The sequence below is a fragment of the Streptomyces sp. NBC_00568 genome, assembly GCF_026341855.1.
Taxonomy (GTDB): Bacteria; Actinomycetota; Actinomycetes; order Streptomycetales; family Streptomycetaceae; genus Streptomyces.
Map to the genome: position 1 here is coordinate 1,189,698 of NZ_JAPENW010000001.1, position 20,135 is coordinate 1,209,832.

The following is a 20,135-nucleotide window of genomic DNA, read 5'->3' on the forward strand; positions in this document are numbered from 1 at the left end:
TCGCCCTGGAAAGCGGGCCGTTGTACGGCCGGGCCGAACCCTGTAATGCCCGAGTAACGGCGTCTGCCTAGCGTCCGAGCTCCCCCGTACCGTTCCTGGAGGAGCACCCCAGATGCACCTGCCCCAACCGCCCCGGCGCAGACGCGCCGTCTGGGCGGCGGCCGCCTTCACCGCGACCGCCCTGCTGACCGCGTCGACACCCGCGCTCGCCGCCGGCACCGCCCCGTCGGCCGAGGTCGACTCCACGCTCACCGCCGCCGTGGCCAAGGGCGGTGACGCGACGTTCTTCGTCGTCCTGAAGGACCAGGCGGACCTGTCCGGCGCCAAGAAGCAGAAGACGCACGCCGCGAGGGCCAGGGCCGCCTTCAAGGTGCTGCGCGCGAACGCCGCGGACAGCCAGGCCTCCCTCACGTCCTTCCTGGACAAGAAGAGGATCGGCCACCAGGACTACTGGATCGCGAACGCGATCCAGGTCACCGGTGACCAGGACCTCGTGAACGAGCTGGCGAAGCGTTCGGACGTCGCGTCCATCGTCAAGGAGCACCACTACAAGCTCGATGACATCGAGACGGCCGACAGCAAGATCACCACGTCGCGCACGGACTCCTCGGCCGGCGGAGACGACACCCCCGAATGGGGTGTCACCGACATCGGCGCCGACGACGTGTGGAAGCAGTACGACGACCGCGGCGAGGGCATCGTCATCGCCAACGTCGACTCGGGCGTGCAGTACAACCACCCCGACCTGGTCGCCCAGTACCGCGGCAACAACGGCGACGGCTCCTTCACGCACGACTACAACTGGTACGACCCGACCGGCCAGTGCGGCGCCGGCGGCGTCCCCTGCGACAACAACGGCCACGGCACCCACACGATGGGCACGATGGTCGGCAAGAACGGCATCGGTGTCGCGCCGAACGCCAAGTGGATAGCCGCCAAGGGCTGCGAGTCCTCCTCCTGCTCGGACGCGTCGCTGCTCGCGGCCGGACAGTGGATCCTCGCGCCGACCGACCACAACGGCCAGAACCCGCGCCCGGACCTCGCGCCGAACATCGTCAACAACTCCTGGGGCGGCGGCGACACGACGTTCTACCAGGACATCGTCGAGGCCTGGAACGCCGCCGGGATCTTCGAGGCGTTCGCGGCCGGCAACGATGGTGACGGCAAGACCTGCTCCACCGCGCACGCCCCCGGCTCGCAGGCCCCGTCCTACGGAGTCGGCGCCTACGACTCCGCCGGCACGATCGCCTCGTTCTCCGGCTTCGGCCCGTCTCTGGTCGACGGCTCGATGAAGCCGAACATCTCGGCGCCGGGCGTCAACGTCCGGTCCACGTGGCCCGGTTCGTCGTACAACTCCATATCCGGTACGTCGATGGCGACACCGCACGTCGCGGGCGCCGTCGCGCTGCTGTGGTCGGCGGCCCCCTCGCTGATCGGCAGGATCGACGAGACCCGTGCGCTGCTCGACCAGGGCGCACGCGACGTCGACGACACCCACTGCGGCGGCACCGCCGGCATGAACAACGTGTGGGGCGAGGGCAAGCTCGACATCCTCGCCTCCGTGGACCTGGCCCCGCACACCGCGGCCACCGTCACCGGCAAGGCCACCGACAAGGCGACCGGCGCGGCCCTCGCCAACATCACCGTCTCGGCCACCGGTACCGGCGGCGACGTCCGCACGGTCACCACCGCCGCCGACGGCACGTACCGCATCGCCCTGCCGGCCGGCACGTACGCCTTCGCGTACAGCGGTTACGGCTACGCGACCGGCTCGGCCACCGGCGTCACGGTCACCGAGAACCAGGCCCTCACCCAGGACATCGCGCTGACCGCGGTGGCCTCGCACAAGGTCGGCGGCACCGTGCTCGACGTCTCCGGAAAGGCGCTCGCGGGCGCCACGGTCGAGTTGACCGGCTCCCCGGTCGCCGCCGTCACCACCGACGCCAAGGGCACGTACAGCTTCGCGAAGGTCGCCGAGGGCACCTACGGCCTGACGGTGAAGCCCGCGGCGCCCGTCCTGTGCAACGGCGTCTACACCGGCACCGCCACCGTCGCCTCCGCCGACCTGGCCAAGGACGTCCGGGTCCCGGCCCGCACCGACAGCTCCGGCAACAGCTGCGCCCCGGCCGCGTACTCCTGGATCGCCGGCTCCAAGAAGGTCGCGCTGACCGGTGACGAGGACTCCGCGAGCGTCGCGCTGCCCTTCCCGGTGAGCCTGTACGGGGTCTCGTACTCCTCCGCCTCCGTCACCACCGACGGCCTGGTCAACTTCCTGTCCTCGCGCGTCGGCGACTACGGCAACACCGCGCTGCCGACGACCGGCGCGAACGGCGTGAAGGGTGTCATCGCCCCGCTGTGGGACGACCTGACCCTCGACAAGAAGTCGTCGGTGCAGACCGCCACGACCGGCACCAAGGGCAGCCGCACGTTCGCCGTCGTCTGGAACAACGCCGCCTACGCCAACGGCACTTCGGGACGCTCCTCCTTCGAGGTCGTCTTCGACGAGGCGACCGGCGCCGTGACCGTCCAGTACCAGTCGGTCGCCGACAAGGGCGCGGGCGCCACCGTCGGCATCGCGAACCAGTCCGGCACCGACGCCCTCCAGTACTCCTACAACCAGTCCGTGATCGCCGACGGCACCGCCGTCCGCTTCGCGCAGGGAGCCAAGTGATGAGAGCCCCCCAGTCCCGGCGGGCCCTGCGGCTCGCCTCCGCCCTGGTCGCGGCGGGCCTGTGCCTGAGCGCGAGCCCGCAGGCCCTGGCCGCCGACGACAGCGGCTCGGCCATGAAGCTGACCAGCGCCGAGGCCGAGACGCTGGCCGCCCACGTCGGCCTCGACCCGTACGCCGACGCCACCGGCACGAGCACGGTCAGCCCGAAGTCCGCCGACGCCCCGAAGCCCGCCGACGACGGCACGGACACCGGCTCCGGCTCCGGCACGGACACCGGCAGCAGCTCCCAGCTCGACGGCGCCTCCGCCGACGTCGACCCGACCACCAAGGTCACGCTCACCGGTGCCTCCACGCTGGAAGGCGTGCGCGGTATGGGCGCCACCGTGCCCGTCGGCAAGAACGGCGACTACTTCACCTTCAACAGCATGGGCTATGTGCAGCGGCACACGGCCGAGGGCAGTGAGGTGTGGGCGCGCACCAGCAGCTCCTTCTACACGGACTGGCAGGTCAAGCCGACCCAGGTCTGGCGGGCCGAGCCGTACCCGGCGCAGATCCTGATGGGCTACAACGCGGTCTCGCCGTTCTCCGCCAACTCGGACAACGGCTACTCCACCGGGGACCTGACCGGCGACGGCGTCCCGGACGTGGTCTTCTCGGCGCAGGTCGGCACGACGCCGTACCCGCGTCCGTTCACCTCGCCGGGCTCGTCGCTGACCACGGGCACGTTCGTCACCGTCCTCGACGGCAAGACCGGCAGGACGGTGTGGTCGAAGCTGTACAACCGCGCCTCCATGGTGAAAATCGTCGACGGCACCCTGCTGGTCGCCGACGCGCCGCGCATGAGCGGCGACTCCAAGGTCCCGGCCGCCGCCACGATGACCCTGACCGGCATCCGCTTCTCCTCCGCGGACGGCGTGCTGACCCCGGCGCAGACCTGGACGTACGACACCGGGGAGGCCCGCAAGGGCAACTGGGGCGACATCCAGGACCTGGGCAAGGGCAAGGTCGCCATCAACTGGAACCTGGCCAAGGCCACCGGTGTCGACGCGCGCGGCCGCACCCTCGTGCTCGACACGGCGGACGGCTCGGTGGACTGGCAGACCGACAGCGTGCTCTACGGCCGTCAGCTGCGCCTGGACGCGGGCCGCGAGCGGATCGTCGCGCTGGAGCAGCAGGACGCGACGGACGCCGTGCGCTACGAGGTCGCCTCCTACGATCTGAAAACCGGTCACCGCGCCACGCTGGAGACCCGGGACAACGTCCTGCCCACCGCGCTGACGGTCGGTGACCTGACCGCGAAGGACGGCGCCGAGTACGCGGTCGCGGAGTCCTCGCTCGACGAGGGCTACTGGGTCAACGCCAGCACCGTGCGCGTGCTCGACGGCACCGACCCGGACACCCTTCTGTGGTCGAGCACGGTCAAGCGTGACGCCGACAACGGCAAGGACGCGGCGAGCGTCTGGCGGCTGCAGGTGGCCGACGGCAAGCTGGTCACCTCCGCCCAGGACGACCGCGAGATCAACGGGGCGAACAACCCCGGCGGCGGACGGTACGCGTCTCTGACGGTCTACTCCGCCAAGGGCGACATCAAGTGGCAGCAGAAGGGCGTCGCCGCCGCCCCGATGTACCAGGACGTCTTCAGCGACGACCGGGGCACACACGTGCGGGTCGTCGACCAGGCGGAGAACATCCGCACGTTCAAGCTCGGCAGCGGCAAGGCCGAGGACGTGACGCCGCTGATGGGCGACATCGCGTACGCCCGGGCCGCCGACCTGGACAAGGACGGCAGGAACGACGTCGTCATGGCCGGCTCGTCCGACGGCGTGTGGGCCTACTCGGGTCCGTCGCTGGTGGGCGGCAAGCCCGAGAAGCTGTGGCAGGCCACCGTGCCCGGCTCGGTGCACGACATCGAGACCGGTGACGTCGACGGCGACGGCAGGCCGGAGATCGTCGTCGCGGCCGACACCGCCGTGGTCGTCCTCGACGGCAGGACGGGCAGGACCCTCGCCACCATCGAGGGCGGCGCGGGCCAGTACGTGCGCTCCGCGAAGCTGGCCGACCTGAACGGGGACGGCGAGCTGGACATCCTCGTCCCGACCGACGCCCTGCGCGCCTACTACGGCGACGGCCACGCGCTGTGGACGTACAGCGCGCCCAAGAGCGCCGGCGACGTGCGCTTCACCGACCCGTCCGTGAACGACGGCAAGGTCTACGCGGCCTACGCCAGTCTCGACGCGTACCAGCGGACCGACGCCGTGACCGACGCCGTCGCGCTCGGCGCCAGGAACGGCAAGGTCCGCTGGGACGTCGCGCCGAAGGCACCGGCGGAGGCGGTCGGCGGCGTCCGCACCGCCACCCCGAACGACGGCGTCCTCGCGTCCGAGGACATCCCGTACGCGGACGGACACGCGGTCGTCTACCAGTGGAACGTCACCGCCCCGCTCGAGATCAACGGCGCCGAATCCCTCAGCCCGCGGAACTACTTCGAGATCCGCGACGGCCGCACCGGTGAGGTGCTGCACTCCGGCTACGCGGGCGGCCTGTGGACGCACTTCAGCTACTTCGCCGACAAGGGTGTGCTGTACGAGGGAGGCACGGCGTCGTTCCGGCGGTACGAGGCCGACGGCGTGGACTCCAAGGCCGGGGTGCTGCCGCAGTCCTACGGCGGCGGCTTCCTGACCGGTCCCGGCGGCCGCAAGCTGCTGGTCGCCGGTGTCGAGGGCGGCCTCTACCTGTGGGACCCGAGCATCTTCGAGTCCGCCGACACCTGGGCGAACGGCGTCGGCAGCGCGACCCTCATGGGCGCGCGCGACTACCTGGCCGCCGACCTGGACGGCGACGGGGTCGACGAGGCGCTCTCGCTCACGGGCGACTACAACGGCGTCGACCGGATGGCCGAGGAGTTCGGCGGCCGCTACTACCTGCCGAACAACGCCATCCACCAGGTCACCACGTACAAGCTCTCCTGAGGTCGTACGGAACCTGCTTGACCTGACCTGAGCCTGACCGGACCTGAACCTGCCGGATCGGTTCGGTTCGGCTCGGTTCGGCTCGACCGAGGACCCCCCGGGACACGCCCGGGGGGGCCTCGGCACGCTCGGCTACAGTGGCGCCCTGATGAGTCCGCAGCAGCCGCCCCACCGCACGACCCCGTCCGCCCCCCTGCTCCGGCTGCACCTTTTCAACGGTTTTCGGGCCACCCGGGACGGCGGCCCCGCACTCGCCGAACGGTGGCCCCGGCCCAGCGCCCGGGCCCTGGTCAAACTCCTCGCCGTGTCGCCCGCGCACCGTCTGCACCGCGAACAGGCGATGAGCGTCTGCTGGCCCGACGCCGATCCGCAGGCCGCCGCGGGCAGTCTGCGGGTCGCCCTGCACGCCGCGCGCCACGCCCTCGAACCCGAACTCGCCCCGCGTGCCTCCTCCTCGTACCTCATCTCCGACGGAGGGCTCCTCCGCTTCGACCCCGCGACCGTGTGGATCGACGCCGACGAGGCCGAGACGTCGGCCCGCGCGGCCCTCGCCGACGGCGGGATCGACGAACTGACCGGAGCCCTCGAACGGTTCACCGGTGAGATGCTCCCGGAGGACCGCTACGCGCGCTGGGCCGACGACCGGCGCGCCCGGCTCACGCTGCTGCGCGAACAACTGCTGCTCCGGCTCGCCGGCGAGCACCTGGAACGGGGTGCCCCGGCCGACGCGGCCGCCTTCGCCGAGCAGGTCCTCGCGGCCAGCCCAGCCGAGGAGATGGCCCACCGCTTCCTCATCGACGCCTGGCTGCGCCAGGGGCTGCGCCGGCGAGCCGTGCACCAGTACCACGTGTGCCGCGACACGCTCGACACCGAACTCGGCGTGCGGCCGGGGCCGGAGACGGAGCGGCTGCACCGGCTCGCGCTGGCCGCGGCCCCCGCCCCCGTCCCCGCCACGCCCCTGCTCCCGGCCCCGCTGCGGACCGGCCGCGGCGCGCCCGTGCTGCGGGGCCGCGACGCCGTGCTCGAACGGCTCCTCTCGGCGGACGGCCCGCCGGTCACGCTCCTCACCGGCGAGGCGGGCGTGGGCAAGACCCGGCTGGTCGGCGAGGTGGCACGGCGGGCCACCTCGGCCGGTACCGCCGTGCTGTGGGGCGGCGGCCGGGACGCGGAGGGACACACACCGTACGGGGCCTTCGCGGAGGCGCTGGAGGGATGGCTCGCCGAGCACAGTGCGGCCGAGCGCGCCCGGGTCGGCGCCGAATATCCCGAACTGGCCTCGTTCCTGCCGTCGCTGGGGCAGGTGGGAGCGACCGGCGAGCGCAGTCCCGAGGAGGAGCGGGACCGGCTGTTCCGGGCGAGCGCGGCGCTGCTCGGCGACCTGGCCGCGGTGCGCCCGGTGCTGGTGGTCCTCGACGATCTGCACGCCGCCGACGCGGGCTCCTACCAACTGCTCAGCCATCTGGCCCGACGGGCCGCGGAGCGGGGGACGGCGCTGCGATTCCTGGCGACGTACCGGGAGGAAGAACTCCCCGACGGCGATACGCGCCGGTCGGTCATGGCATCACTGCTGCGCCAACACCTTGCCGTACGGCAGGAGTTGGGTCGGCTCGACAAAGAGGCGTGCCTGGCGGTGGTGCGCGACGCGGCCGCGGACGCGCCGGGCGACCACCGGATCCATCGCGTGTGGGAACTCTCCCTCGGCAACCCGCTGTTCGCCCTCGAACTCGCTCGCGGCCCGGCCGACGGCGCCGCGGGCGACCACGCCCCCGAGGGCGTACGGGAACTCGTGGCCGATCGGCTCGTACGGCTCGCCCCGGACGCACGCCGCATCGTCGAGGCGCTCTCCGTGGCCGGGGGCGACGCCGCGCTGTCCGAGCTGCTCGACGTCGCCGAACACGGCCTGCACCCACCGGTGTCCGGCGCCGCGGCGGCCGATGCCCTGGAGCAGGCCATCGCGGCCTCGCTCGTCGAGGAACGGCACGTCGTGGTGGCCGGGCGGCCCGAGGAAGGGGTGGCCTTCCGGCATCCGCTGGTCCGGCTGACCTGCTACGAACAGCTGGCCGTGGTCCGCCGCAGACAGCTGCACGCCGCGTTCGCCCAGGCGGTGCGGCGGCGCCGGCCCGATGCCGTCGACGCGCTCGCCTCCCATTTCGCGCGCGCCGATGACCCGCGCGCGGCCGAGTACCTGCGCCGGGCGGCCGAACGGGCCGCGGCCCTGTACGCCAACGACACCGCCGACCGCTACTACCGGGACCTGGTGGCCCGGCTGGACGTCGACGCGGCCCGCGCCCGGCTCGCGCACGCCCATGTCCTGCGGAGAATGGGCCACTTCGAGCAGGCGGCCGACGCTCTGCGGCTCGCCCTGGCCGAGTTCGAGCGGCGCGGCGACCACGACGACGCGGTCCTCGCCGCGGCGCTGCTCGCCGAGACCCTCGTCAAGACAAGCGTCCCGGGATCCGGCCGCCGAGCGCTGCGGGAACACCCGGTGACCGCGGAGACCTCACCGGAACCGGCCGCCGTCCACTTCCTCGCCCTGTCCCTCATCCGCTGCGTCCAAGGACGCTACGCGGCCGGCGCCGAGGCCGCCCGGCACGCCCTGACCGCCGCACGGAACGTGCCGGGCCTGCGGGGGCAGGGGCTCGCGGCGCGCGCCTTCGCCCTCCGGGCCACCAACCTCGGACTCGCCGGCCGCTTCGACCAGGCACGCGAAGCCGGCGACCAGGCTCTGGCACCGGCCGAGGCGTACGGGGATCCGACGCTGCTCGGCTCGGTCCTGTCGACGCTGCGCGAGAACGCGCGGCGGGCCGGCCGGTTGGGCGAGGCCGTCGAGATCGGGACCCGCGCGCTCGGCCTCGCCGAACGGTCCGGTGATCCGACGGCCGCCGCGTTCGAGCGGGGGAACCTCGCCGAACTGCGGCTGCTGCTCGAAGAGCCCGAGCCTGCCCGCGCCCTCGCCGAACAAGCCGTGTCGGGCGCGGAGGCGTACGACGCCTGGTGCCTTCCGTACGCCCTCACGACCCTGGCGCGCGTGCGGGTGTTCCTGGACGAGACGGCGGAGGCCGTGGCCCTCCTGGACCGCGCCGAAGCGGTCGCCACCGCGCTCGGGGACCGGCAGGCCGAGCACGAGGTACGCACGGCCCGTGCCGAACTCGCGCTGCACGCCCGCCGTCCGGACGAGGCGCTGAACGCCCTGGACGGACATACCGACGACGCGCCCGTGCTGGTGGCCTGGGCGGAACTCCTGTCGGGGCGGGCCGAGGCCGCGCTGCGGATCGCCGGCACCGAGGTGGCCCGGACCCAGCGCACCGGGGAACGGCTCGCCGAGGTGGAGGCGCGGATCGCCCTCGGGACGTCCCTGTCCCGGCTCGCGCGAACCCGGGAGGGCGTGGAGGAACTGAAGCGGGCCGAGTCACTGGCCGGGGTGCTGCCGTATCCGGCCGGGGCCCGCCGGGCGGCACGGGCACGGGCTCTGCTGCGCGAGGCGTAGCAGTCCGCTCCGAGGCACGGACGCGGTGGCAGCCGTCGAGTGAGAGCCCCTGAGCCGACGCGACACGCGAACCGGGCCCGACACCTTCACAGCCACGGCCGCATGGCCCGCCGCCGACCCGTTCCACGTCAGCCGTCTGGGCCCGCACGACCCGCTCCCGCTCAGCGAGACTGCGCGCCAGGCAGCCCTGGCCGGGTCCTGATCAGCGCCCGGCAGCGACCGGCAGCGACCGGGAGATCTTCTCCGGCCTCGTGACTCCGGACGCCGTTTCCGCCGCCATGCCGACCGCGCCTGACATCTGCCCCGCCGCTCCTGCCGCGGGCCCGCGCCACCCCGGACGGGGTCAGGCCGCCCCGGGTCCATCGGGCGGGTCGGCGGTGGTGGCCGCGTCCCGCAGCGCGTCCAGCAGACCGCGCAGGGCGGGCTGTTGGAAGGCGATCTCCCGTGCGGCCGCCCAGATCACCCGGACCGGCTCGGGGTTGCGGACCGGGCGCACGACGACGCCGGGGTGCCGGTTGCGCAGCCCCAGCCGCGGCATCAGGCCGACACCGAGGCCGGCCGCGACAAAGCCCTGAGCGGTGGCGTAGTCCTCGCTCTGGATGACGAAGTCGGGGCTGAAGCCGGCCGCCGCACAGGAGTCGATCACCGGTTCCAGGCAGGGCCCGGGCGGCTCGCTGCCGACCCACTGCTCGCCGGACAGCGCGCTCAGGTCGATGGTCTCCTCGCCGGCGAGCGGATGACCGAGAGGCAGCACGGCGGCATAGGGGTCGTCGAGGAGGTGGACGAGCCGGAAGCCGTCGCCGACGCGGTCGCTCGCCTGGACGACCACGGCCAGGTCGGCCCGGCCCCGTGCCACTTCCTGGAACGGGTCCTCCGGGTCGGTGAGTTGAAGGTCGACGCGGACGCCGGGGTGCTCGGCGCGCAGCCGGGCCAGGGCGGGGGCCACCAACGTGGACCCCGCTGTGGCGAAGTAGCGGACCGCCAAGCGTCCGGTGCGTCCGGCGCGGAGGTCGGCGAGGGCGGTCTCCGCCTGGGCGACCGCCGAGCCGATCAGGGCCGCGTGCTCGGTGAGCAGCAGGCCGGCGGCGGTGGGCCGCACCCCGCGGCCCACCCGTTCGAGCAGCGCCGTGCCGGCCTGCTTCTCCAGCGCCGCCACCTGCTGACTGACGGCGGACGGCGTGTAGCCGAGGTGGGCCGCGGCAGCGGTGACCGTGCCGCTGGTGACCACCGCGCGCAGGACCTGCAGTCGCCTCACATCAAGCATGTAGCGCAGCTTAACAGAATGGGTAGAACCATTCGCTTGTCCTCAAAGCTTGATTGGGGCACCTTCGAAGGACCGGGACCGAGGGAGCCCGCTGGACCGACCGCGGACCGACCACGGACCGACCACCGAGCGAAACATCGACCGAATCGAGGAAAGCCATCGTGAGCAGCGGTACACGGAGTCTGCGGGGCGGCATGCGGGTGGCCGTGCTCGCTCTGCTGTGGGGCTCGACCTTCCTCTGGATCGAACTGGCGCTGCGCGGGCTCTCCCCGCTCCAGGTCACGTTCATCCGCTGTGTCCTCGGCGCGCTCGTCCTCACCGTCGCCTGCTACGCGACGGGCCGGAGCATGCCCCGGGGCGTCACCGTCTGGCGCCACATCGTCGTCGCGGCCTTCTTCTGCAACGCGCTCCCGTTCGCGCTGTTCAGCCTGGGCCAGCAGACCGTCGACTCGGGTCTCGCCGGAGTCCTGAACTCCACGACCCCGATCTGGTCGATCGCCCTCGGTCTCGCCCTCGGCTCGGAACGCGGACTCCGCCCCGTCCGTCTGACGGGCCTGCTGCTCGGTTTCGCCGGCACGATCGTCATCTTCGCCCCCTGGCAGACGACCGGGGCCATCGGCTGGGGCGCCCTCGCCATCCTCGGCGCGGCGGCCAGCTACGCCGTCGCGTTCACGTACATGGGTCGCACCCTGGTCCGTAAGGGCACCCCCACCATCTCCCTCTCCGCGGCCCAGCTCGTCGCCGCGAGCGGACTGACCGCCGTCACGATGCCGGTCGGCGGCCTGCAGTCGATCGACCCCAGTGCGACCGTCGTGGTCGCGGCCGTCGTTCTCAGCGTCTTCTGCACCGCGATCACGTTCCACCTCACCTACCGGATCATCAACGACGAGGGCGCCACCAGCGCGGCGGTGGTCGGCTACCTGCTGCCGGTGGTCTCCGTCCTCCTCGGCGTGATCGTCCTGGGCGAACACCTCAGCGTCCGGGTGGTGCTGGGCATGGCCGTGGTCCTCCTGGGCGTGGCGATGACACGGCGGAACGCGGCACCGACCGCACCTGCGGCTCCGGCCGCCGGGAAGTCGGCCGTGGGCCTGCCCTCCCCTGCGAGTCCCCGCCGCTGAGGTCAGCGACAGCGCCGATCACAGCCCCGCGATCGCGTTCCAGCGCTTGGCGAACTCCGTGCGTTCGGTGGAGGTGATGTCGCGGGCGATCGCGAGGCGCTTGCGCATGGTCGCGTCGGGGAAGATCAGGGGGTCCTCGGCCAGGGCGGCGGTGTCCTTGTCCTTCGAGGAGGCGAGGACGTCCTGCGCGGCGGGCACCGGACAGACGTAGTTGACCCAGGCGGCCAGCTCGGCGGCGACCTCGGGCTCGTAGTAGTAGTCGACGAGCTTCTCCGCGTTGGCCTTGTGCCGGGCCAGGTTGGGGATCATCAGCGACTCGGCCCACAACTCGGCGCCCTCCTCCGGGACGACGAAACGGATGTCGGGATCGTCGGCCTGGAGCTGGATCACGTCGCCCGAGTACGCCTGGCAGGCCAGGACGTCCCCACTGGAGAGGTCCTTGATGTAGTCGTTGCCGGTGAAGCGGCGGATCTGACCGCTGCGCACATGCTTCTCGACCTGATCGCACACCTGGTGGAAGTCGTCCGCCCGCCACTTCGTGATGTCGACCCCGTTGCCCTGCATGAGCAGCGCGAACGCCTCGTCCAGGCCGGAGAGCAGCGTGACCCGGCCCTTGAGGTCGTCGGCCCACAGGTCGGACACGTGCTTGATCTCGCGGCCGACCTTGCGGCGGTTGTACGCGATGCCGGTGATCCCCGACTGCCAGGGCACCGACGACTTGCGGCCGGGGTCGAAGGCGGGCGAACTCAGCAGTGGGTCCAGGTACTTCGTGACGTTCGGCTGCTTGGCCCGGTCCATCTCCTGGACCCAGCCGAGCCGGACGAAACGGGCGCACATCCAGTCGCTGATGACGATGAGGTCCCGGCCCGTCCGCTGATGGTTCATCAGGGACGGGCTGATCTTGCCGAAGAACTCGTCGTTGTCGTTGATCTCCTCGATGTAGTCGACGGAGATCCCGGTGCGCTTCTCGAAGGCCTCCAGCGTCGGCCGGCTGGTCGTGTCGTCGTCATCGGTGTCGATGTACAGCGGCCAGTTCGCCCAGGTCAGCCGCTTGTCCGTGGCGGAGACGTCGGCTCCGGCCCGGTCGCCGGGTCCCACGTACGCCGCCGGCACCCCGCACCCCGCCAGGGCTCCGAGCGCCGCACCGCCGCCCAGCGCGCGCAGCAGGGACCGGCGGGACAGGGGCGAGGTCTTCCGATTCACTGGCACGCGCGAAGCATGCCTACCGGCGCCGGGTCCGGACAATGGACGCTGCGTCGAGCGCTCGCCCGCCGACCCGACACCCTGTCGATCAGTTCCCGGGCGTTCCGAGGGCCCCGGGCGTGTGCGCGCCGTCCGGGCTCGCGGAGGAAGCGGGTCCGTCGGCCGACCGCGTACGGGGAGCACTCCTGTCGGCCGGCCGCACACGGGACGCCGGACCGTCGACCGGCCCCGGCCGGGACGCGGGTCCGTCGGCCGGCCCCGGCCGAGGCGCGTGCCCGTCGGCCGGCCCCGGCCGAGGCGCGTGCCCGTCGGCCGGCCCCGGCCGGGAGACGGGCGGTGCGCACGGCGGGAACGTGACCCTCACCGTCAGGCCGCCCTGCGGGCGGGGCCACGCCTCGACCGTGCCGCCGTGAGCGGTGGCGACGGCCGTGACGATGGACAGGCCGAGGCCCAGGCCGTCCCGCTGGTGGCCTTTCCCTCGCGAGCGGGGCCGCGGGTGCGCGTGGGTCCGTTCCGCGCCCAGTCGCCGGAACGGCTGGAAGAGTCCGGCCACCTGGTCACGCGGGATCACCGGGCCGGTGTTGTCGATCCGCAGCACGGGCCGCCCCGCCTCCGTCCCGGTCCACAGACGAACCCAGCTCTCCCCGTTTTCCGGGCTGTTGTGCCGTACGGCGTTGTCCGTGAGGTTGACGACCAGCCGCTCGATCAGCTGCGGATCGCCCAGGACGGGCGCGGAGCCGAGGTCGGCCCGCACCCGCGGCCCACGGTCCTCGACCCCACCGGACGAAACCCCGCCGTCCTCGACCCCACGCGACCGCACCTCACCGTCCTCGGTCCCACACGACGCCACTTCACCGTTCCCGGTCCCACCGCACGACACCCCACCGTTCCCGGTCCCACCGAACGACACCTCACCACCCTCGACCCCACCGCACGGCATTTCACCGTTCCCGGTCCCACCGGACGACACCTCACCACCCTCGACCCCGCCGGACGACACCTCGCCGTCGGCGGAGCCGCCGGCCACCACCGCACCGTCCGGCAACCGCCCCCGCACCACCTCCGCGAGGTCGACGAACTCGCTCCGCTGAAGCCCCCGTTGACTGCGCGCGAGTGTCAGCAGGGCGTCGATGAGCCGCGCCTGCTCCTGTCCGGCCGCGCGCACCCGAAGGCACGCGGCCCGCAGACTCTCCACGGACGCCCCGGGGTCGGCGAGCGCGACGTCCACGATCGCCTGCTGGAGCGTGAGCGGAGTGCGCAGTTCGTGGGAGGCGTTGGCCACGAACTGCTTCTGCGCCTCGAACGCGCCCTCCAGTCGCCCCAGTACGTCGTCGAAGGTGTCCGCCATCGCCTTGAGCTCGTCCTCGGGGCCCGGCACCGCCAGCCGCTGCCGGAGGTTGTCGGCGGAGATACGCCGGGCGGCGGCGGTCATCGTGCGCAGCGGCGCGAGGACCCGTCCGGCCATCAGCCGACCGAGGGCCACGGAGGCGACCGTCATCACGGCGAGCGCGATGCCCGCCTCGACCAGCAACTGGTGCAGTTGATCGGCGCGCAGGGCCTCGGCGTACATCGTCAGCGTCGGCGGATCGGGGCTGGGGAAGCCGCTGCCCGCCGGCAGCCCCGGCCCCACGCTCGAGCCGACGGCCGTCGACGGCTTGGACCGTGACGCGAGCAGGTAGGTGAAGCCGAGCAGGGCCGCCCCCGCCAGCATGAACAGCGCGCTGTAGAGCAGGGTCAGCCGCCAGCGAATACTGCGCGGGGCCAGCTGCCATCGCACGCCGTTCGGGGCCGGCGGCCGACGCGGACCGCCTGGGGCCGCTCGCCGACGGCCGTCCCGTGGCCCCGGCCACCGGCGGTGCCCGAGGAGCACCCGCCACCGGCGTCGGCCGTGGGACGGCGGCTGCCACCAGCGGTGACCGTCCGGCGCCGGTCGCGGGTGAATACCCCGCGCGGCCGGTCGCGGGGGCACGCCGTACGGGGCCGGCCGGTTCGGGCCGCCGGACCGGTCCGTCATGCGATCCGATACCCCGCCCGGTCCACCGTCGCGATCAGCGGCGGCTCCCCCAGTTTGCGGCGCAGGCGGCTGACGGTGACCTTCACGGTCTGGCTGAAGGGGTCGGCCGCCTCGTCCCAGGCCCGCTCGAGGAGTTCCTCGGTGGAGACCACGGCGCCCTGCGCGGCCAGCAGGAGTTCGAGCACGGCGAACTCCTTCGGACTGAGGGCGAGCCCCGAACCGCCCCGGGTCGCCTGGCGTCGCGCCGGGTCGAGCCGTAGCTCTCCGCGGACCAGGACAGGAGGCAGCGCGGGCTGCGCCCGCCGCGCCAATGCCCGTACACGCGCGACGAGTTCGGCGAAGGCGAACGGCTTGGGCAGATAGTCGTCGGCTCCGAGGCCGAGCCCCATGACGCGGTCGGCCACCGTGCCGGACGCGGTGAGCATCAGCACCCTCGCCCGGCTGCCGCCCGCCGCCAGCGTCCGGCACACCTGGTCGCCGTGGACGCCGGGCAGATCGCGGTCGAGCACGACGACGTCGTAACCGTTGACATCGGCGCGTTCCAGCGCCGTGGGCCCGTCCAGCGCGAGATCGACCGCCATGCCCTCGCGGCGCAGCCCGGCGGCCACGGTCTCGGCGAGCTCTTCATGGTCCTCGACCACCAGCACACGCATGGCGGTCAGTGTGGCGGTCCGACGGTTACACGGGGATAAGCGTCCCCTGTGCGAACCCCGCGCATCCGGCCGGGCCCGCGCGCCCCGGCCGGGCCCGGCCGTCCCGGCGTGCGCCTCCGGCTCGCCGTCGGTTCGCGATAAGGACGGCCGTTCCCGTGCCGTAACCGCCCCCGGGCTTGGCTGGAGCACAACACGGAACCGACGCACCCCGCCCTGACGGTCGAGCCACGACATGTGACGGCGCGGCGGTGCGCCACCGTGCGCCAACGCATCCGACCCGGCGGCACCGCCGCCCGCCCCATGGAGGAAACCCATGCGTGCACTGGCCACTCGGCCACAACGACTCGCCCTGGCCTGCGCCTTGATCTCGGCCGCCACGCTCGGGACCGTCAGCGCGTCGGCGGCTTCGGCCTCTGACAGTTCCACCGTGACCACGGCGACGGCGTGGACCGCCGCGTCCGCCCGGCTCACGCAGCACGCGACCGGCGAGCCGCCGAAGGGCAGTCTGCCGCCCGGAGGAGCCATGCCGGCCATCGGTTACCGGCCGACCTCGCACGCGCCCGGCGACGTGAACACCGCCAACGACGCGTTCGCGGCGTGTATGCGCGGCCACGGCCAGAAGGTCTTCCCGGCGTTCCACGCCTCGAAGGACAAGCAGGGCCACATCCGGTTCGACGTGAGGATGAAGGCGAGCAACGGGTTCGACCCGACGTCGAAGAGCTACCGCGCCGCCGTGAAGGCGTGCGCGCCGATCCTGAAGAAGGCCGGCATCACCTTCTCGTCGGGCGCCGGTCTGCCTCCGCTGCCTGTTCCGGGCAAGCCCGGCAAGCCCGGCACCGGATCCGGCGGAGGCTCTGTCGGCGGCTCCATCGGAGGCTCCGGCGAGCTGCCCGGCTTCCACACGGAGAAGGGGAACGGGAAGGCGGGCGTACCCGACGGACCCACGCTCTCCAGCGTGACCGAGAGCGCCTGAGCCCGCACAGGGGGGAACACCGTGGCCCCGGCCGGGATCAACTCCCGTCCGGGGCCACGTGGTGCGTACGAGCGGAGCGCGAACGCCGCTCGATCGGCCGGCGGTCAGCCGTCCAGCGACGTCATCACGTGCTTGATGCGTGTGTAGTCGTCGAAGCCGTACGCCGACAGATCCTTGCCGTAGCCGGACTTCTTGAAGCCGCCGTGCGGCATCTCCGCGACCAGCGGGATGTGGGTGTTGATCCACACGCAGCCGAAGTCGAGGGACTTGGACAGACGCATCGCGCGGCCGTGGTCCTTGGTCCACACCGAGGAGGCGAGGGCGAAGTCGACGCCGTTGGCCCACTCGATGGCCTGGGCCTCGTCCGAGAAGGACTGGACGGTGATGACCGGGCCGAAGACCTCGTTCTGGATGATCTCGTCGTCCTGCTTGAGGCCGGAGACGACGGTCGCGGCGTAGAAGTAGCCCTTGTCGCCGACCTGCTTGCCGCCCGCCTCGACCTTGGCGTGCGCGGGCAGGCGCTCGATGAACCCGGCGACCTGCTTGAGCTGGTTCGGGTTGTTCAGCGGGCCGTAGAGCACGTCCTCGTCGTCCGGCTGCCCGGTCTTCGTCTCGGCGGCGGCCTTGGCGAGCGCGGTGACGAACTCGTCGTGGATGGACTCCTGGACGAGGACGCGGGTGGCGGCCGTACAGTCCTGGCCGGCGTTGAAGAAGCCCGCGACCGAGATGTCCTCGACGGCCTTCGCGATGTCGGTGTCCTCGAAGACGACGACCGGGGCCTTGCCGCCCAGCTCCAGGTGGACGCGCTTGACGTCCTTGGACGCGGACTCGGCGACCGAGATGCCCGCGCGGACCGAGCCGGTGATGGACGCCATCGCCGGGGTCGGGTGCTCGACCATCGCGCGGCCGGTGTCGCGGTCGCCGCAGAGGACGTTGAAGACGCCCTTGGGCAGGATGCCGCCGATGATGTCGGCGATCAGGACGGTGGAGGCGGGGGTGGTGTCCGACGGCTTCAGGACGACCGTGTTGCCCGCGGCGAGGGCCGGGGCGAACTTCCACACCGCCATCATCATCGGGTAGTTCCACGGCGCGACCTGGGCGCAGACGCCGATCGGCTCGCGGCGGATGATCGAGGTCATGCCCTCCATGTACTCGCCGGCCGAGCGGCCCTCGAGCATACGGGCGGCACCCGCGAAGAAGCGGATCTGGTCGACCATCGGCGGGATCTCCTCGGACCGGGTCAGTCCGATCGGCTTGCCGGTGTTCTCCACCTCGGCCGCGATGAGCTCCTCGGCCCGCTCCTCGAACGCGTCCGCGATCTTCAGGAGGGCCTTCTGGCGCTCGGAGGGGGTCTGGTCGCGCCAGGCCGGGAAGGCCGCGGCGGCGGCCGCCATCGCGGCGTCGACGTCCGCCTGGCCGGAGAGCGGCGCGGTCGCGTACGCCTCGCCGTTCGCGGGGTTGACCACCTCTGTGGTCCGTCCATCGGCGGCATCGCGGAACTCTCCGTCGATGTAATTGCGCAGACGACGCAGCTCGGTGCTCACTGCCCGGCCCTCCTGTCGGATGTCCAACGTCCCAGGTGTCCAGTACCTGAGATGCCTGAGACCCCACCCTAATCCGTGGCTCGACGTTTTCAACACCCCCGCGCGGCCCAGAACTGCGAAATCCGCAAGACACGTACTCGTAAACAACGAATTTCATCGCCGCATGCTTGCGGAACTATCGAGACGTCGTGCAGAGTGAGCTCGTGGCCAGTCGAAGCGCGGAACCAAGGGACTCCCGCGAGTCCAGGAACGGCAGTCCCCAGTTGGACGCCGTCTCCCTCGCCATCATCGAGCAGCTCCAACAGGACGGACGCCGCCCGTACGCCGCGATCGGCAAGGCCGTGGGCCTCTCCGAGGCGGCGGTGCGCCAGCGCGTCCAGAAGCTGCTCGACCAGGGCGTCATGCAGATCGTCGCCGTCACGGACCCGCTGACTGTGGGATTCCGCAGGCAGGCGATGGTCGGCGTCAACGTGGAGGGTGACCTCGACCCGGTGGCCGAAGCACTGACTGCCATGTCGGAAGTCGAGTACGTGGTGATGACCGCGGGCTCGTTCGACATCCTCGCCGAGATCGTCTGCGAGGACGACGACCACCTGCTGGACGTCATCAACAAACGCATCCGGGCGCTGCCCGGGGTGCGCTCCACCGAGAGCTTCGTCTACCTGAAGCTCAAGAAGCAGACCTACATGTGGGGAACCCGATAGCCGTGAGCACCAAGGACCTCAGCAAGACCGCGTACGACCACCTGTGGATGCACTTCACCCGCATGTCCTCGTACGAGAACGCGCCCGTTCCCACCATCGTCCGTGGTGAGGGCACCTACATCTACGACGACAAGGGCAAGCGCTACCTCGACGGTCTCGCGGGCCTGTTCGTGGTCCAGGCCGGCCACGGCCGCACCGAGCTGGCCGAGACGGCCTTCAAGCAGGCCCAGGAGCTGGCCTTCTTCCCGGTGTGGTCCTACGCCCACCCCAAGGCCATCGAGCTGGCCGAGCGCCTCGCGCACCACGCGCCGGGCGACCTGAACAAGGTGTTCTTCACCACCGGTGGCGGCGAGGCCGTCGAGACCGCGTGGAAGCTCGCCAAGCAGTACTTCAAGCTGCAGGGCAAGCCGACCAAGTACAAGGTCATCTCGCGTGCGGTCGCCTACCACGGCACCCCTCAGGGCGCCCTGTCCATCACCGGCCTGCCGGCCCTGAAGGCCCCCTTCGAGCCGCTGGTCCCGGGTGCCCACAAGGTCCCCAACACCAACATCTACCGCGCCCCGCTCTTCGGCGACGACCCCGAGGCCTACGGCCGCTGGGCCGCCGACCAGATCGAGCAGGAGATCCTCTTCGAGGGCCCGGAGACCGTCGCCGCGGTCTTCCTGGAGCCGGTGCAGAACGCCGGTGGCTGCTTCCCGCCGCCGCCCGGCTACTTCCAGCGCGTGCGCGAGATCTGCGACCAGTACGACGTGCTGCTGGTCTCGGACGAGGTCATCTGCGCCTTCGGCCGCCTCGGCACGATGTTCGGCTGCGACAAGTTCGGCTACGTACCGGACATGATCACCTGCGCCAAGGGCATGACCTCGGGCTACTCCCCGATCGGCGCGTGCATCGTCTCCGACCGCATCGCCGAGCCGTTCTACAAGGGCGACAACACCTTCCTGCACGGCTACACCTTCGGCGGCCACCCGGTCTCCGCGGCCGTGGCGCTCACCAACCTCGACATCTTCGAGCGTGAGGGCCTGAACCAGCACGTGCTGGACAACGAGGCCAACTTCCTGCAGACCCTGCAGAAGCTGCACGACCTGCCGATCGTCGGTGACGTCCGCGGCAACGGCTTCTTCTACGGCATCGAGCTGGTGAAGGACAAGGCCACCAAGGAGACCTTCACGGACGAGGAGTCGGAGCGCGTGCTCTACGGCTTCGTCTCCAAGAAGCTCTTCGAGTACGGCCTCTACTGCCGCGCCGACGACCGCGGTGACCCGGTCATCCAGCTGTCGCCGCCGCTGATCTCCGACCAGTCGACCTTCGACGAGATCGAGGGGATCGTCCGTCAGGTCCTGACGGAGGCGTGGACCAAGCTCTGATCCCGCACCCCTGATCCCGCGCCGCTGATCCCGCACCTCGGATCCTCAGCCGCGGGCCCTGCTCCGCCGATCTCCCGTCGGCGGGCTCCGGCCTTCCGCGGGACTGATCAACACCGGCCCCGGTGGCGCCCGTTCGAGTGAGAATGGGCGGCCCGGGGCCGCGTGCTG

13 protein-coding genes are annotated in these 20,135 nt (G+C 71.9%); 8 read left to right on the top strand and 5 right to left on the bottom strand.

Annotation, left to right across the window (positions count from 1 at the left end; translation table 11 throughout):
* Positions 1 to 112: 112 nt before the first annotated feature.
* The 4 genes from OOK38_RS04925 (at position 113) to OOK38_RS34610 (ending at position 9,329) form a co-directional block, all read left to right on the top strand.
* Positions 113 to 2,671 (top strand): S8 family serine peptidase, encoded by a 2,559-nt coding sequence (locus OOK38_RS04925; protein ID WP_266763288.1) that lies wholly within the window; start codon positions 113 to 115, stop codon positions 2,669 to 2,671.
* Positions 2,671 to 5,640: a VCBS repeat-containing protein gene (locus OOK38_RS04930; RefSeq protein WP_266848148.1), complete on the top strand. Its 2,970-nt coding sequence runs from the start codon at positions 2,671 to 2,673 to the stop codon at positions 5,638 to 5,640. The genes OOK38_RS04925 and OOK38_RS04930 overlap by 1 nt, the downstream gene beginning before the upstream one ends.
* Positions 5,641 to 5,788: 148 nt before the next feature.
* On the top strand, positions 5,789 to 9,127 hold the full coding sequence (locus tag OOK38_RS04935) for an AAA family ATPase (protein WP_266848150.1): 3,339 nt from the start codon (positions 5,789 to 5,791) through the stop codon (positions 9,125 to 9,127).
* Between the two features lie 49 nt (positions 9,128 to 9,176).
* A complete protein-coding gene (locus tag OOK38_RS34610; protein WP_353962504.1) occupies positions 9,177 to 9,329 on the top strand; it encodes an AfsA-related hotdog domain-containing protein in 153 nt (50 codons plus the stop codon).
* A gap of 141 nt (positions 9,330 to 9,470) precedes the next feature.
* On the opposite strand, the gene OOK38_RS04940 is transcribed toward OOK38_RS34610, so the two are convergent.
* A complete protein-coding gene (locus OOK38_RS04940; protein WP_266763285.1) occupies positions 9,471 to 10,391 on the bottom strand; it encodes a LysR family transcriptional regulator in 921 nt (306 codons plus the stop codon).
* A gap of 194 nt (positions 10,392 to 10,585) precedes the next feature.
* On the opposite strand from OOK38_RS04940, the gene OOK38_RS04945 reads away from it, so the two are divergent.
* A complete protein-coding gene (locus OOK38_RS04945; protein ID WP_266765882.1) occupies positions 10,586 to 11,509 on the top strand; it encodes a DMT family transporter in 924 nt (307 codons plus the stop codon).
* A gap of 18 nt (positions 11,510 to 11,527) precedes the next feature.
* Here OOK38_RS04945 and OOK38_RS04950 read toward each other — a convergent pair whose 3' ends face one another.
* The 3 genes from OOK38_RS04950 to OOK38_RS04960 form a co-directional block, all read right to left on the bottom strand.
* Entirely contained in the window at positions 11,528 to 12,718 is a 1,191-nt protein-coding gene (locus OOK38_RS04950) for a PotD/PotF family extracellular solute-binding protein (protein WP_266763221.1), read from the bottom strand.
* A gap of 82 nt (positions 12,719 to 12,800) precedes the next feature.
* Positions 12,801 to 14,489 (bottom strand): ATP-binding protein, encoded by a 1,689-nt coding sequence (locus OOK38_RS04955; protein WP_266848152.1) that lies wholly within the window; start codon positions 14,487 to 14,489, stop codon positions 12,801 to 12,803.
* A 233-nt stretch (positions 14,490 to 14,722) separates the two neighbouring features.
* Positions 14,723 to 15,379, bottom strand: a complete 657-nt coding sequence (locus tag OOK38_RS04960; protein WP_266763219.1) for a response regulator transcription factor — start codon at positions 15,377 to 15,379, stop codon at positions 14,723 to 14,725.
* A gap of 427 nt (positions 15,380 to 15,806) precedes the next feature.
* Between OOK38_RS04960 and OOK38_RS04965 the strand changes: the two genes are divergently transcribed.
* Positions 15,807 to 16,352, top strand: coding sequence for a hypothetical protein (locus OOK38_RS04965; RefSeq protein WP_266763218.1), 546 nt, complete (start codon positions 15,807 to 15,809; stop codon positions 16,350 to 16,352).
* A gap of 104 nt (positions 16,353 to 16,456) precedes the next feature.
* Here OOK38_RS04965 and OOK38_RS04970 read toward each other — a convergent pair whose 3' ends face one another.
* Entirely contained in the window at positions 16,457 to 17,896 is a 1,440-nt protein-coding gene (locus tag OOK38_RS04970; protein WP_266763217.1) for a gamma-aminobutyraldehyde dehydrogenase, read from the bottom strand.
* Positions 17,897 to 18,084: 188 nt separating this feature from the next.
* Here OOK38_RS04970 and OOK38_RS04975 point away from each other — a divergent pair, with 188 nt between their 5' ends.
* Both OOK38_RS04975 and OOK38_RS04980 read left to right on the top strand, forming a co-directional pair.
* Positions 18,085 to 18,600, top strand: coding sequence for an Lrp/AsnC family transcriptional regulator (locus tag OOK38_RS04975; protein ID WP_266763216.1), 516 nt, complete (start codon positions 18,085 to 18,087; stop codon positions 18,598 to 18,600).
* Complete coding sequence (locus OOK38_RS04980) at positions 18,585 to 19,967, top strand: aspartate aminotransferase family protein (RefSeq protein ID WP_266763215.1); 1,383 nt, start codon at positions 18,585 to 18,587, stop codon at positions 19,965 to 19,967. The genes OOK38_RS04975 and OOK38_RS04980 overlap by 16 nt, the downstream gene beginning before the upstream one ends.
* Positions 19,968 to 20,135: the final 168 nt, after the last annotated feature.

Bases quoted from the DNA above. Each gene is read 5' to 3' on its own strand.
- OOK38_RS04940 (WP_266763285.1), bottom strand. From the start codon at position 10,391: ATGCTTGATGTGAGGCGACTGCAGGTCCTGCGCGCGGTGGTCACCAGC.
- OOK38_RS04935 (WP_266848150.1), top strand. From the start codon at position 5,789: ATGAGTCCGCAGCAGCCGCCCCACCGCACGACCCCGTCCGCCCCCCTG.
- OOK38_RS04960 (WP_266763219.1), bottom strand. From the start codon at position 15,379: ATGCGTGTGCTGGTGGTCGAGGACCATGAAGAGCTCGCCGAGACCGTG.
- OOK38_RS04945 (WP_266765882.1), top strand. From the start codon at position 10,586: ATGCGGGTGGCCGTGCTCGCTCTGCTGTGGGGCTCGACCTTCCTCTGG.
- OOK38_RS04930 (WP_266848148.1), top strand. From the start codon at position 2,671: ATGAGAGCCCCCCAGTCCCGGCGGGCCCTGCGGCTCGCCTCCGCCCTG.
- OOK38_RS04925 (WP_266763288.1), top strand. From the start codon at position 113: ATGCACCTGCCCCAACCGCCCCGGCGCAGACGCGCCGTCTGGGCGGCG.